General features: G+C 65.1%; 14 protein-coding genes. 6 read left to right on the top strand and 8 right to left on the bottom strand.

Annotated features, from left to right (window positions below; genetic code table 11):
- Positions 1-75: 75 nt before the first annotated feature.
- The 6 genes from hemC to EN845_RS22870 all read left to right on the top strand — a co-directional run bounded on the left by hemC (position 76) and on the right by EN845_RS22870 (position 6197).
- A complete protein-coding gene (hemC, locus tag EN845_RS22895; RefSeq protein ID WP_127872848.1) occupies positions 76-1014 on the top strand; it encodes a hydroxymethylbilane synthase in 939 nt (312 codons plus the stop codon).
- 2 nt (positions 1015-1016) lie between these two features.
- Complete coding sequence (locus tag EN845_RS22890) at positions 1017-1733, top strand: uroporphyrinogen-III synthase (RefSeq protein ID WP_127872849.1); 717 nt, start codon at positions 1017-1019, stop codon at positions 1731-1733.
- 111 nt (positions 1734-1844) lie between these two features.
- The gene (locus EN845_RS22885; protein ID WP_127872850.1) at positions 1845-3323 is read left to right on the top strand and encodes a COG4223 family protein; all 1479 of its coding nucleotides are present in this window, start codon (positions 1845-1847) and stop codon (positions 3321-3323) included.
- Between the two features lie 10 nt (positions 3324-3333).
- Complete coding sequence (locus EN845_RS22880) at positions 3334-4929, top strand: heme biosynthesis protein HemY (protein WP_127872851.1); 1596 nt, start codon at positions 3334-3336, stop codon at positions 4927-4929.
- 53 nt (positions 4930-4982) lie between these two features.
- Positions 4983-5462, top strand: coding sequence for a TerB family tellurite resistance protein (locus EN845_RS22875; RefSeq protein ID WP_127277927.1), 480 nt, complete (start codon positions 4983-4985; stop codon positions 5460-5462).
- An 18-nt stretch (positions 5463-5480) separates the two neighbouring features.
- Positions 5481-6197 (top strand): glutamine amidotransferase, encoded by a 717-nt coding sequence (locus EN845_RS22870; RefSeq protein WP_127277928.1) that lies wholly within the window; start codon positions 5481-5483, stop codon positions 6195-6197.
- A gap of 53 nt (positions 6198-6250) precedes the next feature.
- Here the strand turns inward: EN845_RS22870 and EN845_RS22865 are convergent, their stop codons facing one another.
- The 8 genes from EN845_RS22865 to EN845_RS22830 form a co-directional block, all read right to left on the bottom strand.
- A complete protein-coding gene (locus tag EN845_RS22865) occupies positions 6251-6481 on the bottom strand; it encodes a hypothetical protein (RefSeq protein ID WP_127277929.1) in 231 nt (76 codons plus the stop codon).
- A gap of 72 nt (positions 6482-6553) precedes the next feature.
- Complete coding sequence (locus tag EN845_RS22860; RefSeq protein ID WP_127872852.1) at positions 6554-7792, bottom strand: MFS transporter; 1239 nt, start codon at positions 7790-7792, stop codon at positions 6554-6556.
- A gap of 159 nt (positions 7793-7951) precedes the next feature.
- Positions 7952-9052, bottom strand: coding sequence for an aminotransferase class I/II-fold pyridoxal phosphate-dependent enzyme (locus EN845_RS22855; protein WP_127872853.1), 1101 nt, complete (start codon positions 9050-9052; stop codon positions 7952-7954).
- A gap of 125 nt (positions 9053-9177) precedes the next feature.
- Positions 9178-9642, bottom strand: coding sequence for a MucR family transcriptional regulator (locus tag EN845_RS22850; RefSeq protein ID WP_127277932.1), 465 nt, complete (start codon positions 9640-9642; stop codon positions 9178-9180).
- A gap of 206 nt (positions 9643-9848) precedes the next feature.
- Positions 9849-10553, bottom strand: a complete 705-nt coding sequence (locus EN845_RS22845; RefSeq protein WP_127872908.1) for an ROK family protein — start codon at positions 10551-10553, stop codon at positions 9849-9851.
- 14 nt (positions 10554-10567) lie between these two features.
- On the bottom strand, positions 10568-11944 hold the full coding sequence (zwf, locus tag EN845_RS22840) for a glucose-6-phosphate dehydrogenase (protein ID WP_127872854.1): 1377 nt from the start codon (positions 11942-11944) through the stop codon (positions 10568-10570).
- Positions 11945-11966: 22 nt separating this feature from the next.
- Entirely contained in the window at positions 11967-12983 is a 1017-nt protein-coding gene (gene gnd / locus EN845_RS22835) for a phosphogluconate dehydrogenase (NAD(+)-dependent, decarboxylating) (RefSeq protein WP_127277935.1), read from the bottom strand.
- Between the two features lie 49 nt (positions 12984-13032).
- On the bottom strand, positions 13033-15453 hold the full coding sequence (locus tag EN845_RS22830) for a glucan 1,4-alpha-glucosidase (RefSeq protein ID WP_127872855.1): 2421 nt from the start codon (positions 15451-15453) through the stop codon (positions 13033-13035).
- Between the last annotated feature and the right edge of the window lie 90 nt (positions 15454-15543).

Here is a 15543-nt window from a genome sequence, read left to right as displayed (position 1 = left end):
TATGAGGCTATTCCCCATTAGGAAAAGGCCGGCAAGACCTCGATTTCGCTCGGGGGTTATCACGGACCGCGCGCCATGCAAACTTTGAAAATCGGAACCTGCAAAATCGGAACGCGCGGCAGCCCGCTGGCGCTTGCCCAGGCGCATGAGACGCGTGTGCGGCTGATGAAAGCGCATGGCCTTCCCGAGCAGGCGTTTGAAGTGGTGCCCATCTCGACCAGCGGCGACCGTATTCAGGACCGGCCACTGTCGGAGGCCGGCGGCAAAGGCCTGTTCACCAAGGAAATCGAGGAAGCGCTGCTCGACGGGCGTATCGACATCGCCGTGCATTCGTCGAAGGACATGCCGACGGTGCTTCCGGGCGGATTGGAGCTTTCCACTTTCCTGCCGCGCGAGGACGCGCGCGACGCTTTCATAGGCAAGGCGGTCAGGCGGATCGCCGATCTGCCGCATGGCGCCAAGGTCGGATCGTCATCGCTCCGTCGCCAGGCGCTGATCCGCCGGATGCGGCCGGATTTCGAGGTGGTGATGTTCCGCGGCAATGTGCAGACGAGGCTGCGCAAGCTGGATGAAGGCATCGCCGAGGGCACCATTCTCGCCTATGCCGGGCTGAAGCGGCTCGGGCTCGAAGGCGTGATTACCGACCTGATGCCGCTGGAGGATTTTCCGCCGGCGCCGGGACAAGGCGCGATCGGCATCGAAACGCGCGTCGGCGACCGTGATATCGAGACAATGCTTGCGGCGATCCATCACGTGCCGACGGGCCAAGCCTTGGCCTGCGAACGCGCGTTTCTCGCCGCGCTCGACGGCTCGTGCCGCACACCGATCGCCGGCCATGCGACGGTATCGGGCGGGAAACTGTCCTTTGCCGGGCTGATCATCTCGCCCGACGGCACGGAGTGGCATGACGTCCGGCTGGAAGGCGAGGCCACGGACGCGGCGGAAATGGGGGCTGACGCCGCGCGGGCGGTTCGCGCCAGGGCCGGCGAAAAGTTCTTCGACGGCTGGCTCTGAAAATGCTTCGCGTCCTGGTCACCAGACCGGAGCCCGGTGCATCGCGCACGGCGCGAAAGCTGAAAGAAATGGGTTTTGAGCCTCTTCTCCTGCCATTGACGGAGACGACGGCACTGCCGGTCGATGCCAAGGCGGTTCCGGACGATGTCGCAGCCGTCGCCATCACCAGCGCCAATGCCGTGCGCCATGCCTCTGGAGATCTGGTAGCGGCGCTTTCCAGGCTGCCTTGTCATGCTGTCGGCAAGAGGACCACCGAGGCCGCGCGCAAAGCCGGTTTTCTGTCGGTCAGCGAGGGGCCTGGCGATGCCGAGGCGCTGGCCGACGGCATGGCGACCGCCTTTTCCGGCAAAACGATCGTCTATCTCTGTGGGCGCGTGCGGTTTGCTGCCTTCGAACAGAAGCTGGAAGCAGCGTATGTCCAGGTCCATGCCGTAGAGACTTATGACACGCTTGCGGTGAGCTATTCGGACGAAGCGATCCTTCCGCTGCTATCAGGCCAAGCGGTCGATGTGGTGCTGCTCTATTCGGCCAACGCCGCTGCCGCGATGCAGGTCCTGGCCAGACGACCCGCCCTGCAAAAAGCCTTTGAAAAGACGCGTTTTTTTGTCCTTTCCGCGCGCATCGCCGCCGCCTTCGGCGACAGCGCCGGCAAAGCAATCCGTGTCGCCGCACGGCCCGACGAGGAGGCGCTGCTGGCACTTTTGCGGGCACGGCCCTGACCCGCGTCATCACACCGCCCCTTTTCACCGCTTGGTGATGTGCTAGACCCTTTTTAGAACCATCACGCGCCGCCGCGCGTTGAGACGAAGCGAATTTTGCGGAGCCCATGCATGGTCAAGACGCCGAAGATGCGACACTCGAAAAGCCGCCGCGAGCCGGTGACCATCGACCTCGATCCGGGCGCCGTCTCACGCATCGTCGACGAGGATGCCGCCAAGGTTACCGTCCAGACCGACGAGGCGAGGGCCGAGGAATCCGCGAACGCCTCGCGACCAGAGCTCCCGGAAGAGCCGGTGCATGCCGATCAGGCGGATCTCGAACCCTGGGAGCATGGCGACGCCGCCGCCGGGCGGTCCGGCACAGAGGCGCCGCCGCATGCCGAGGCCGAAGCCGCCGAGCCGGAAATGCCTTATCCCGGTTCGGATACACCTCCCAACCAGGCCAGGGCGTTCGACTACAGCTTCGAGGACGCAAGCACAAAGACCGGCGAGGCCAAAGCGGCTGCCGGAAAAACCGACTCAAGGAGCGAGCCGATGGCAGCGCGGCCGAAGCGGGGCGGCCTCAACGGCATCGCCGCCGGCATCATCGGCGGTGTCATCGCGCTGGTCGGCGCCGGTGGCCTGCAATTTGCCGGCCTGCTCGGCGCGCCGGGTTCCGCTCCCGGTGCCTCGCTCGACGGCGTCAATGGCGAGATCGCCTCGTTGAAGAGCGAAATCGCAGACATGAGGGAAGCCGGCAACAACAATGGTGCATCGGCCAAGGTCGACGGCCTGTCGTCGGCGCTCGACCAGGTCAAGAGCGATGTCGCGGCGCTGAAATCGGCGGTCGAAAAGGGCGGCGCCGGCGACAATGCCGGGCTCGCCGCACTTGGCGACAAGGTCAAGCAGATCGAAACGGCCGTCGCCGCTCTCGGCAAGGCCGGCAGCGCGGCGCCCGTCGATCTCGGCCCACTCAACGAAAAAATGGCGGCTCTCGATGCGCTGGTGAAGTCGACGGGCGAGGCGGCGAAGGCGCAGGAAGGCCGGCTTGCCGCGCTCGAGCAGTCGGTGTCGCAGCTTTCCGGCAAGGTCGATGCACAGGCGTCGCAGCCGAAGATCGCGCTCGCCATCGCGGCTTCCGCGCTCAAGGCCGCGCTCGACCGTGGCGCGCCGTTTTCGGCCGAACTCGATACGCTGGCCGCGATCTCGCCTGATGCGCCGCAGCTTGCGACCTTGCGTGCCTATGCCGAAAAGGGCGTTCCGACCCGCACCGAGATCGCCTCGCAGATGGACGTCGCCGCCAATGCCATGGTCGCCGCCGCCACGCCGGTCGACCAGAATGCCGGCTTCCTGCAGAATTTGATGTCGAGCGCCGAGTCACTGGTCAAGATCCGGCCGATCGGGGCCGTCGAAGGTAAAGGTGCGCCGGAAACCGTGGCGCGCATGGAGGTTGCGGTCACTCAGGGTGACTACGCCAAGGCGCTCAGCGAATATGACACGCTGCCGGAAGCCGCGAAGGCCGCGGGCGCCGACTTTGCCGGCAAACTGAAGGCGCGCATCGAGGTCGAAACCCAGGTCGACGCGCTGATCTCCGGCGCGATGAAGGCATGAGGGCAACACGATGATCCGCCTGCTCGCTTTCCTCATCGTCGTCTTCGCGCTCGGGCTGGGCTTTGCCTGGCTGGCCGACCGGCCGGGCGACATGGTCGTCACCTTCAACGGCTATCAGTACCAGGTCAGCCTGATGGTGGCGGCGGTGGCCGTCGTCGCCGTCGTCGCGGCGGTGATGATCGTCTGGTGGCTGATCAAGTCGCTGTGGAACAGCCCCTACACAATTTCGCGCTATTTCCGCGTGCGCCGCCGCGACCGTGGCTATCAGGCGCTGTCGACCGGCATGATCGCCGCCGGCGCCGGCGATGGGGCGCTGGCCCGCAAGAAGACCAAGGAAGCCGCCAAGCTGATCCGCTCCGACCAGGAGCCGTTGATCCATCTGCTCGAAGCGCAGGCATCGCTGCTCGAAGGCGACCATGAAGGTGCGCGGCAAAAATTCGAGAGCATGCTCGACGATCCGGAAATGCGGCTGCTTGGCCTGCGCGGGCTTTATCTGGAAGCCGAGCGCCTGGGCGACCGCAACGCCGCCCGGCACTATGCCGGCCGCGCCGCCGCGGTGGCGCCGCAACTGGCATGGGCGGCCGAATCGACGCTGGAGGAGCTGACCGCGCGCGGCGATTGGGACGGTGCGCTGAAACTGGTCGAGGCGCAGAAGTCGACGCGGCAGATCGAGCGCGACGCTGCCAACCGCCGCCGCGCCGTGCTGTTGACCGCCAAGGCGCAATCGCTCGCCGACAGCGATCCCGCGGCTGCCAGGACAGCGGCGATCGAGGCCAACAGACTCGCCCCCGACTTCGCGCCTGCCGCCGTTGCCGCCGCCGCCGCGCTGTTCAAACAGAACGACGTGCGCAAGGGCTCGAAGATCCTCGAGACCGCATGGAAGGCCGAGCCGCATCCCGAAATTGCCGAGCTTTACACCCATGCTAGGCCTGGCGACGCCGTGCTTGATCGGCTCAACCGGGCAAAGAAGCTGCAGGAGATGAAGAAGAACCACACCGAATCGTCGATGACGGTGGCGCGTGCGGCGCTCGACGCGCAGGATTTGTCGACCGCCCGCCGCGAGGCCGAAGCCGCGATCCGCATGGACCGCCGCGAGGGCGCCTATCTGCTCCTGGCCGACATTGAGGAGGCCGAGACCGGCGACCAGGGCAAAGTACGGCAGCTGCTCTCCAAGGCGGTTCGGGCGCCGCGCGATCCGGCCTGGGTCGCCGACGGCATCGTCTCCGAGCGCTGGGCGCCGGTCTCGCCGGTCACCGGGCGGCTCGACGCCTTCGAATGGCGCGCGCCGATGGAACGCCTTGGCCAACTGATCGACAGTCGCGATGTTGAACCGGATGCCCCGGTGGTAGCCATCGAGGCGACGGACAGGCCTGAAAAGCCGGTCGAGGTGATCGATCATGCCGCCCCGGGCAACGAGGCAACGGGCAAGGACGCCGAAAGCCGCGAGGATCATGTCACCCCGGTCACGGCCGCCGCCTTTGCCGCGGTGCCGGCCGATGCCGAGGCCGTCGAGCCGGCGGAAGAACTGGCGCGCCTGCCGGACGATCCAGGCGTCGATCCGGACGACGAGGCGGAAAAGTCGCCACGCCGGTTCCGGCTGTTTTGATTTTGGCCATCGGGTGATTTGACCTGGCCATCGGGCCGTTTGGGAATGAATTGATGTTCGAGCGCGTTCTGTCGTTTCTCAGGGATTTACCGGCCGGCTCGGCCAGCCACACCAGCGCGGACGATCCGCGCGTCGCGGCTTCGGCGCTGCTCTACCATGTGATGAATGCCGATGGCGTGCGCCAGGATGTCGAGTGGGAGCGCTTCAAGGCGGTGTTGGCGCAGAGCTATTCGATCAGTGGTGCCGAACTCGAAGCGCTCGTCGCCGCCGGCGAGCGCGCCGACAATGAAGCGATCGACCTCTATGCCTTCACCAGCGTGCTCAAGCGCCATCTCGACGCGGAGGGGCGCAAGGCCTTCATCGGCCTGATGTGGGAGATCGTCTATGCCGATGGCGAGCTGCATGAGCTCGAGGACAATACGGTGTGGCGCGTTGCCGAGCTGATCGGCGTCGAGCGCCACGACCGGGTCGAGGCGCGCCGCCAGGCCGCGGCGCATGCGCCAGGCGCGCGCGGGACGTCAAGCGACGAATAGACGGGATTTCGCCCAACGATGCAGCGCGCAACGAGCCCGAAGCCAAAGATCCTGATCGTGCTGCATCAGGAGAATTCGAGCCCCGGACGCGTCGGCCACATGCTCCTGGAAGAAGGCTTCGATCTCGACATTCGCCGCCCGCCGCTCGGTGACGCCTTGCCGGAAACGCTGGATGGCCATGCCGGCGCGGTGGTGTTCGGCGGGCCAATGAGCGCCAATGACGAGGACGAGTTCGTCCGCCGCGAAACCAACTGGCTGGAAGTCCCGCTCAGGGAAAACCGGCCGTTGCTCGGCATCTGCCTGGGCGCGCAGATGCTGGCCAATCATCTCGGCGGCAAGGTCGAGGGCCACGGCGAAGGGCTGGTGGAGATCGGCTGGTATCCGCTGAAGGGGACCGAGGCCGGCAGGAAGCTGATGCACTGGCCCGAAATGGTCTACCAGTTCCACCGCGAGGGCTTTTCGCTGCCGAGCGACGCGACGCTGCTGGCCACGAACGAGACCTATCCCAACCAGGCCTTCCGCTATCGCGACAATGCCTGGGGCATCCAGTTCCATGGCGAACTCACCAGGGTGATGATGCAGCGCTGGGTGGTGCGCGGCGCCCATCGTTTCGAGCTACCCGGCGCCCAGCCCGGCCGCGACCATCTCGGCGGCCGGCTGATCTGGGACATGCACCTAAAGCGCTGGCTCGACGAGTTCTTGCGGATGATTTTTGGCGGGCCGGCCGCGCGTTAGGGCAGACCAGTGGCCGCCAATGTGGCCGACCATCGCTTTTCGGAGTGTGGAAACTACTCCGAAAACCTCACGCTCACGCCGCGCTGCCGAAAGTAAGCCTGCATCAACTTGCGGCCCGAGCGGTTGTTCTGCGCCAATTTGGCAGGATCGAAGACCGCCTGTTTTATCCCCTCGCGTGTCAGCGCCGCCTTAAGCGTCGCGATATGCGCGTCGATGTCGGCATTGTCCGCCCGGAGCGACGCATAGATATTTTCGGTCGCCTCGGCCACGGTCGGTTCGCTCACAGGTGTCGTCCTTTCGTTGATTGGGCGGCGGCTTAGCACAGATTCGCGGCCCCGCCGATACCGATGAAGCCTTCAGTTTCGTCCCTTGAGGTGCCTCACCTTGCGCAGCGCGGGGAACAGATAGGCCCACAGGCCGGCAACCGCGACGGCGCCGACGCCGCCGATGACCACCGCCGGAACCGTGCCGATCAGTGCCGCCATGGTGCCGGCGCGGAATTCGCCGACCTCGTTGGAGGCGCCGACGAAGACCTGGTTGACGGCGTTGACGCGGCCGCGCACCGCGTCGGGCGTCCACAGCTGGATCAGCGTTTCCCTGATGTAAACGCTGAACATGTCGGTGGCGCCGAGCAGGGCAAGTGCCGCTATCGACAGCCAGGTAAGGGTCGACAGGCCGAACAGCACTGTGCAGGCGCCGAACGCCGCGACGAAGCTCAGCATGATCTTGCCGGCATGATCGCGGATCGGATGGCCGGCAAGCCAGATGGCGACGCAAATGGCACCGATGCCCGGCGCCGAGCGCAGCAGGCCGAGGCCCCAGGGGCCGAGTTGCAGAATATCGCGGGCATAGACCGGCAGCAGTGCCGAGGCGCCGGACAGAAGCACGGCAAAGAGGTCGAGCGAGATGGCGCCGAGCACGATCTTCTCGCTCCAGATGTAGCGGAAGCCGGCAAACAGCGTCTCCATTGTCGGCTTGTCCGTGGCCGTCTGTTGCGCGGGCTTGGGGATGGTGAAGATGAGCAACGCGGCAGCGAGCATCAGCACTGCCGCCGTGGCATAGGCCACCTCCGCCGACACGCCATAGAGCAAGCCGCCTGCGACAGGGCCGACAATCGTCGCCGTCTGCCAGGCGGAGGAGTTCCAGGCGATGGCGTTGGCGAAATCCCGCTGCGGCACGAGATTGGCGAACAGCGAGGACGAAGCCGGCCCATAGAAGGCTCGGGCAATGCCGAACATGACCAGTACGGCGAAGATCGGCAGCGGGGTCGTAAGGCCGCGCAGGGTCAGAAACAGCAGAGCCAGCGCGCAGGCGCCTTCGACCAATGTCGCCAGAGTCATGATCAGCCGGCGGCCGAAGCGGTCGGCGACGACACCTGTCACCAGCACCAGAAGCAGCGATGGCAGGAACTGGACGATGCCGACAATGCCGAGGTCGAACGGATCGCGCGTCAGGTCATAGACCTGCCAGCCGACGGCGACGGAAACGATCATGGTCGCGAAGGTGGTGAGAAAGCGCGCCGTCCAATAGCTGAGGAAGGCTTTGTGCCGGAACGCGGCGTAACGCTGCTCCGGCAAAGTTTGTTCTGGTATCATGGAAAGAGGCCCCGTTGCGGTGGGCATCGGCTCGCGGGGCACTTCCCGGATGGGCGCTGTTCGACCAATGGAACTGGATAAAAGTTCGGGGCGGATATGCTTCAAATTCAAACCTGGATCAAGGGACTTTCGGTCCGCACCGTCCAGCCCACGCGGAAGTTACTGCCGCAGCGCGGCCGAAATCGCGTCCAATCCGCCTTTCAACTCGGCCTCCGTCGGCCAGCCGAAGCCGACGCGGAAGAAGCGCTTTTCCATCTCGAACCAATGGCCGGGTCCGACATAGGTGCCGTGGTCTTCCAGCAGCCTGACATAGAACCGGTCGAGGTCGAAGCCGGGCTCGACATTGAGGCGCGGGAAGCCGACCACTCCGCCCTCGGGGCGCACCCAGTCGACTAAAGGTTCGCGGTCGATCCATGCCTGGACGATATCGCGGCGCCTGGCCATTTCGGGCAGCAGCTTTCCCAGAAACGCGTCCCGGCGCGCCAGCATGCCGCGCGCGATGCCTTCGTCGATGACGCTGCCGCAGATGCCGATCTGCTCCTTGGCGGCGAGGAATTTTTCCTGGAGGGCAGCATCCCTGGTGACCAGCCAGCCGATGCGGATGCCGGGAATGCCGAAGGCTTTCGACAGTGACGAGACGCTGATCGCCTTGTTGCTCAGCGAGGCCGCCGAGGGCAGGCGCCGTCCATAGGAGAGGTCGCGATAGGTCTCATCGACCAGCAGATGGCAGTCGCTGGCTTCGGCGAGCGCGACCAGTGCGTCCAATTCGGCGCGGCTCATCATGGTGCCGGTCGGGTTGTGCGGGCAAGTGACGCTGATCAGCCTGGTGTTCGGCCGCATCGCCGCCCTGACGCGCTCGACATCAATGGCGAAGCCTTCGTCGAAGGCGAGGTCGACGAAGCTGATGGCGCAGCCGATCGCCCGCGGCGTTTCGATGTTGGTGGCGTAGTTGGGCCTGATGACGACGAGATGATCGCTGGCCGACAGAAGCGATGTCGAGATGATGAACAGCGCGCCGGCGGCGCCGGCGGTGACCAGCACATCATCGGGCGAGATGCCGGCATCCTGCGCCGCGACCAGGGCGCGCAAGTCCTTGTCGCCACGATGCTCGCCATAGAAAAGCGTCAGGTCGGGCAGCGACAGGCCGATGTCGGAGAGCTTCTGGTCGGCGATCGAACTTTCGGAAAGATTGTAGCGGATACGATCGTAGCCGTATTCCTCCGGTGCTTCTTTCTCGATCACCATCCTGGTGTAGTTCATGGCAGTTCCCCCTCAAAGCACCTGTCCGCTTCATCCAAGCCACAAAAACATGAAGCCTGCCAAGGCGATTTCGCCGGCAGGCTTCCGTTCCAGTCGTCCTAAATATTGGCTCAGGACTGAATTGCTCAGGCCGAAACCTTGGCCTTCCGGCCTTTGCCCTTGACGGGCGCCGGGGCGACGGCCTTGCGGCCGAGGCCGATCGACTTCGCCAGTTCGGAGCGCGAAGCCGCATAGTTGGGAGCAACCATCGGATAGTCAGACGGCAAGCCCCATTTGGCGCGGTAGGCATCCGGCGTCAGGCCGAAATGCACGCCGAGGTGACGCTTCAGCGATTTGAATTTCTTGCCGTCCTCGAGGCAGATGATGAAATCCGGCGTCACCGACTTCTTCGGGTTGACGGCCGGGACCAGCGGTGCCGCCACCGGAGCGACCGGCTGACCGAGCCCGCTGATCGAGGCGCTGACGCTGGCGATCAGCTCGGGAAGGCCGGACGCAGGCAGGCGATTCTTCTCGACATAAGCCGATACGATATGGGCGGTCAGTTCGAGAAGGTCGAGGGTCTTGCTGGCGTGGCTGTCTTCGTCGGTCAATCTATTTCTCCATCCATGGCGCATGACCTCGAAAATGGGGCCGTTTTCAAAAAGGATGATGCGCAAAATTAAAGTGCGTCGTCATTGTGCGTCGCGCGCGACGCGATGTAGTGGGGCTGACTTCCTAGTCGGCAAATCTGCACAATGCAATCTATCGGCGCGGCATCACACGTCATTTTGAACGACTATACTAAACTGTAATACTCTCAGACGATCAGCGCCTTGTCGCGCCATAGACGAAATCCGCCTTCGAAGGCGCGTGTGTTGTCACCGCGTCTGGAGTGGGCGGGCAATTCGTCGAGCTTGTCGACATTGCCGCCGCCGATGACGACATAGTCTGGCTGCAGGGCGGCTCGTAGCCGGTTGACGACGTCGAAGACATAGCCGCGCCACTTCTTCTTGCCGCGTTTTTCCAGGCCGCGTTCGCCGACATAATCCTCGAAACTCCGGCCTTTTCGGTAGGGAAGATGGGCGAGTTCCATCGGCTGACCGACATTGTCGAAGACCATCGCCGCGCCGAGGCCGGTTCCGAGACCGAGGAACAGCATGCGCCCGCCCTCATAGCTGCCGATGGCCTGCATCAGCGCATCATTGACCACCTTGACTGGCTTGCCGAACTCCGCGGCGAAATCGAAGCCGGCCCAGCCCTTGCCGAGATTCATGGGGTCAAGCACCGGCTTGTTGTGGCGCACCGGGCCTGGATAGCCCATGGAGATAACGTCATAGGACAGGCCCTCGGCGAGCTTTTTCACCTTGTCGATCATTTGCCGCGGCGTCAGGTCCGGTCCGGAATCCGTCCGGCGCTCGGTGCCGCCGTCGCTGGTCAGGATCTTGACGCGCGAGCCGCCAATGTCGACCGAAAGGACAACCTGCCCGGTGTCCGACGCAGCCTGCTTCACCGCCTTGGCCATCTTGTCCCCTCCGTTCATGCCACCGGATCGATCCAGCCATTGGGCGGCCCGAAGCCGGCCATGGCGTCCTCCGGTCCCCATGTCTTCGGCTCGTAAAGATGTGGCGGCGTGGTGTCGCCGAGCACCGGGCCGACGATGCGCCAGGCCAGTTCCGCCGCGTCCTGACGGGTGAAGAGCTGGCCATTGCCGTTCATGGCGTCGCCGATCAGCCGTTCATAGGGCGGCATGTCGCCCTTCGAGTCGTCGAGCGCGGTCAGTTCCACCTGCTCGCCGATCATGTCGTCGCCGGGCGCCTTGCGCTGGGCGCCGATGGCGATCATCACCTGCGGGTCGATGCGGAAACGGACATAATTCTGGTCGGCGGGCTTGATCGGGTCGAAGACGTCGAGCGGCGGCCGCTTCAGCCGCACCACCACCTCGGTGACATGCACGGGCATGTTCTTGCCGGCGCGGATGAAGAACGGCACGTCCTGCCAGCGCCAGGTGTCGACGAAAAAACGCACCGCCGCGAAGGTCTCGACCGGCGAGTTCGGCGCGACGCCGGGCTCGGCGAGATAGCCGGTGAACTGGCCGCGCACGACATCGCTCTTGGTCAGGGTGCGGATGGCGCGCAGCACCTGCACCTTCTCGTCGATCAAGTCATCCGCCGAGCGGCCGACCGGCGGCTCCATGGCCAAGAGCAGCAGGATGTTGAGCAGATGGTTCTCGATGACGTCGCGGATAGCGCCGACATCGTCGTAGAACCGCCCCCGCCCTTCGACGCCGAAATCCTCGGCCATGGTGATCTGGACGCTCTCGACGTAATTGCGGTTCCAGATCGGCTCGAGCAAAGCGTTGGCGAAGCGGAAATAGAGCAGGTTCTGGATCGCTTCCTTGCCGAGATAGTGGTCGATGCGGAAGATCGACTGTTCGTCGAACACCAAATGCAGCACACGGTTCAGCCAGCGGGCCGACTGCAGATCGTGGCCGAAGGGCTTTTCGACCATCAGCCGGGCGCCGTGCGCGGTGCCGGATTGCTCCAGGCCTTGCACGACAGTCTCGAACATGGTCGGCGGCACCGCCATGTAGTGCAGCGGCCGCTGGGCGCTGCCGAGTGCGGTCTTCAGCTTCTCGAAAGTGGCCGGATCGCGGTAGTCGCCGCTGACATAGCGCAGCAGCGACGCCAGCTTGGCGAACACCTTCTCGTCGATCGTGCCGAGCGCGTTGACGATGCCGTCGCGGGCACGGTCCTGCAATTGCTTCAAATCCCAGGCGTCGAAGGCGACGCCGATCACCGGTTCGGTGAGCGTGCCCTTGGCGACCATCTGGTAGAGGGCTGGAAATATCTTCTTGTGGGCGAGGTCGCCGGTCGCTCCGAAGAGCACCAGCGTGTCGGACCGTTCCTGGCTCATGCCTGCGTCTCCCCTGTCGCCGTCACTTGCCGCCCTTCGGCTTTTCGATGTGGCCGCCGAAGGCGTAGCGCATGGCGGACAACAGCTTGTCGGCGAATTCGGATTCGCCTTGCGAGGAGAAGCGGTCGAACAGGGCCGAGGACAGGACCGGCGCCGGCACGCCGGTGTCGATCGCCGCCTTCAGCGTCCAGCGGCCCTCGCCGGAATCCGAAACCCGGCCGCCGAATTGCGCCAGGCCCGGATCGCTCTTCAACGCGCCGGCGGTGAGATCGAGCAGCCAGGAGCCGATGACGCTGCCATGCCGCCACACCTCGGCCACCTGCGGAAGATCGATGTCGAACTGGTAGTATTGCGGGTTTTCCAACGGGCTGGTCTCGGCGTCCGCCGTTCGTTGCCGCTTGCCCGCATTGGCCGACTTCAGGATGTTCATGCCTTCGGCATAGGCGGCCATGACGCCATATTCGATGCCGTTGTGCACCATCTTGACGAAGTGGCCGGCGCCACTCGGTCCGCAATGCAAGTAACCGAAGGGTGCGGTGCCGACGGTCTTGTCCGGGGTGGGTGCGCCGGCATCGGCGCCAGGCGCCAGCGTGGCAAAGACCGAATCGAGATGCTGCACCGCCACGTCGGGGCCGCCGATCATCAGGCAGTAGCCACGCTCCAGCCCCCAGACACCGCCGCTGGTGCCGACATCGACAAGGTGGATGCCCTTGGTGGCGAGTTTCGCGGCCTGGTCGACGGCGTCGTGATAATAGGAATTGCCGCCGTCGATGACGATGTCGCCAGGCTCCATCAGCGCCGAGACCTGGTCGATGATCTTGCCGGTGATCGCCGCCGGCAGCATCAGCCACACGCAGCGCGGCTTGGTGAGCTTGCCGACGAATTCCGCCATCGAGGCCGCTCCAGACGCGCCGTCGCTCACCAGCGCCGCGACGCTGGCCGGGTTGATGTCGTAGACGACGCATTCGTGGTCGTCGCGCATCAGACGCCGCACCATGTTGGCGCCCATCCGGCCCAGTCCCATCATTCCGATCTGCATGGTTTCGTCCCTGTTTGCTGAAGAGTCTCGGGTATCCCTGGAGAAGGGTCTACTGGCTATCCTGCCCGCCAGATATGACAGAGAAGTCGACATTCTCCCAATCGCCGGTGCCGGGCCAGAAAAAAGTGAAGACGAGCGTGTTTCCCTCGGGGAGGCCGGCCGTGGGCAGATCGACAAGGTGGATGCCGAACGCGTTTTCCACCGTCTGGCTGTCATGCGCGGTTGCCCAATCGTCGGTGCTCCAGTGGACAGTGGCTGCTGCCATCAATTCAATACGCAGCGCCTTGCCGGCCGGCAGCGTGCGGATCTTGTTGTTGAAGCGCCATGGCCTGAACGGCGATATGGTCTTGTTCTCGATGTAGCGCTTCACGCCTTGCGGCGGCATGTCGAAGACGGCGCCGTCGCGCAGCGAACGCAGCAGCTTGATATGCTCGGAGTGCGCCCAGACCAGCGGCATGGCGCTGCCCGATGGTTTGCCATGCAGCAGCTCGCGCTCCGGAATATCGGCGCCATCCCAGACCTGTTCCGGCAGCAGGCCGCCGGGTCCGGCCGACCGTTCCAGCGCATCGAGCAGGCTGGCCGCCTCGTCCTTGCGGCCGGCCGCCAGCTCATAATGCGCCCGTTCGCCGGCGAGCAACGGCCACGGCCGGCCCTGGCCGGTGCCGTCGAAGGGCGCGCCATCCTCGTGTTCGCCATAGCCGTCACTGTTATAGCGGTACCAGAGCGGCCCTTGCGGCAGCTCGCAGCGCAACTGCGCATCGATCACCTTCACTGTATCGACGATGCGCGGATCGTCGGCGGCTCTCAGGCCAAAGCGCACCAGCGCCAGGGCGTCGGGGCTGACGATTTCTTCGGCCGGTCGTTCCGTGTCGCCGGGCGGGCGGTTCTTGATGGGCACATAGCCGTCCTTCGGCGAGCCGGCATCGGCGCTGTCGGGCGGCGCGATGCGGACGTAGTAGCCGGCGACGCCGGCCACCTTGCAGGTGGCGGTACCGGTGACATAGGTCCAGCGCTCGACCTGATCGTTCCAGCAGTCCGCTGTCTCGCGCAGATAGGCCGCCTCCGCCGTCCGGCCGCAGGCGTCGAGCAGGTCCGCGCCGGCGAGCAGTGCAGCGATCTCGACGGCCAGGGTGAACGGGCTATAGCCGGCGTCTTCTTCCCAGCGGTCCTCGCCGGTGACAGGGCCGTTGCGCACGACATAGGAAGCGCCGCGCTCGATCATGGGCAGGAAGGCCTTCAGTCGCGCCTGCGGCAAATGGCCGGCGCGATGCAGGGCGTCTGCCAGCAGCAAGGGAAAGGCGCATTCGTCCATCTGGATGCCCGGCCAATAGGCCGATCCGTCGAGCCAGGCATTCTGCGGCCAATGGCCGTCAGGCTGCTGGATGGAGCGGAGGTATTCCAGGATCCGAAGGGCCGAGGCGGCATCGCCGGCGGCGAGGAAGCCGCCCGCCGTTTCGACCAGGTCGCGCGGCCAGACCAGATGGTAGCCGCCGAGATCATCATCGCCTTTGTTGAATCCCCACGGGATCGATAGGCTGGCCACCGCCGCGCCCGGCTTGGCCAATGACCGGTGGGTTGCCAGCACCGCGGTGGAGACGCGGTAGCTGTTCACCCCGGGCACTCCGGGCGTCCGGTCCAGCGGCAGCAGCCCCGCCTGCCATTCGTGCCATCTTTCGACATAGGATCTCGCTGCCGGCTCAAAACCACGCTTCAGGCTGGCGAAGGCGTTTTCGGCGGCCTCGTCCGGTGTCGCGCCAAAACCCAGCGCCAGCACGGCTTTTGTCTTCGTGGCGGTGAAGCCGATCTCGCCGGTCAGCGCGACATTGCCGTCCTCGGCGCGCCGGCAAGCCGGATCAAGCTTGCCGGTGTGGTTCAATTGCTGCCAGCCGTCGGAGAAGCCGACATAGCCGGTCGAACAGTCCCGCCAGGGCAGCGACGAGGCCAGCGCCAGGCAGGTGCCGCGCCCCGAGGCAAACAGGACAGGCTTTCCCCGGTGCTCGCCGACCCAGGCGGTGTTGCCCATGCCGGCATTGACCAGATGCGGCGCCAGAAGCGCGTAGACGCGGTAGTCGGCCGCGGAGCCCTTGAGCGGGCTGAAGGTGATCTCCTGCAGCAACGTCGGACGAGCCGGATCGGCCACGATGCGCTTCTCGATCCGGTAGGCGCCGTCATCAGCCGTGTTGACCAGCCTGTAGGCGGGCACGCCATCTCCGAACGGCTCGATGCCGTGCGCGGCATCGCGCTTCTCCTCGGAGAAATATCCATCCTTGCCGGTGACGATCAGGCCGAGGTCGCGCGTGCAGGCGCTGTCGACGCGCGGATAATACACTTCGTTCAGGATGCCGTGGCTGATGGTGAACCAGACGCGACTGGACGGCGAAAGCGCCGAGCCGACGCCGCTCTTGGCGCTAGAGGTCCAGCGCGCGGGAATTCCCGGTGCGCCCGTCGGCACAGTCGGCGTCACTGCCATGCTTGTTCGGTCTCCTGGCCCGCCTGCCTAGCCATCAACCGAAACCATTTCAATCAGCGCACTGCAAGTTGATCGCCGGCGCGCATCGGA

Source organism: Mesorhizobium sp. M8A.F.Ca.ET.202.01.1.1, from assembly GCF_004791595.1.
In the GTDB taxonomy this organism is placed as follows: Bacteria; Pseudomonadota; Alphaproteobacteria; order Rhizobiales; family Rhizobiaceae; genus Mesorhizobium.
This window is presented reverse-complemented; position numbering and strand designations above follow the sequence as displayed.

Bases quoted from the DNA above. Each gene is read 5' to 3' on its own strand.
- EN845_RS22880 (WP_127872851.1), top strand. From the start codon at position 3,334: ATGATCCGCCTGCTCGCTTTCCTCATCGTCGTCTTCGCGCTCGGGCTG.
- EN845_RS22875 (WP_127277927.1), top strand. From the start codon at position 4,983: ATGTTCGAGCGCGTTCTGTCGTTTCTCAGGGATTTACCGGCCGGCTCG.
- EN845_RS22855 (WP_127872853.1), bottom strand. From the start codon at position 9,052: ATGAACTACACCAGGATGGTGATCGAGAAAGAAGCACCGGAGGAATAC.
- EN845_RS22870 (WP_127277928.1), top strand. From the start codon at position 5,481: ATGCAGCGCGCAACGAGCCCGAAGCCAAAGATCCTGATCGTGCTGCAT.
- EN845_RS22860 (WP_127872852.1), bottom strand. From the start codon at position 7,792: ATGATACCAGAACAAACTTTGCCGGAGCAGCGTTACGCCGCGTTCCGG.
- gnd (WP_127277935.1), bottom strand. From the start codon at position 12,983: ATGCAGATCGGAATGATGGGACTGGGCCGGATGGGCGCCAACATGGTG.
- EN845_RS22845 (WP_127872908.1), bottom strand. From the start codon at position 10,553: ATGGCCAAGGCGGTGAAGCAGGCTGCGTCGGACACCGGGCAGGTTGTC.
- EN845_RS22885 (WP_127872850.1), top strand. From the start codon at position 1,845: ATGGTCAAGACGCCGAAGATGCGACACTCGAAAAGCCGCCGCGAGCCG.
- hemC (WP_127872848.1), top strand. From the start codon at position 76: ATGCAAACTTTGAAAATCGGAACCTGCAAAATCGGAACGCGCGGCAGC.
- zwf (WP_127872854.1), bottom strand. From the start codon at position 11,944: ATGAGCCAGGAACGGTCCGACACGCTGGTGCTCTTCGGAGCGACCGGC.
- EN845_RS22890 (WP_127872849.1), top strand. From the start codon at position 1,017: ATGCTTCGCGTCCTGGTCACCAGACCGGAGCCCGGTGCATCGCGCACG.
- EN845_RS22830 (WP_127872855.1), bottom strand. From the start codon at position 15,453: ATGGCAGTGACGCCGACTGTGCCGACGGGCGCACCGGGAATTCCCGCG.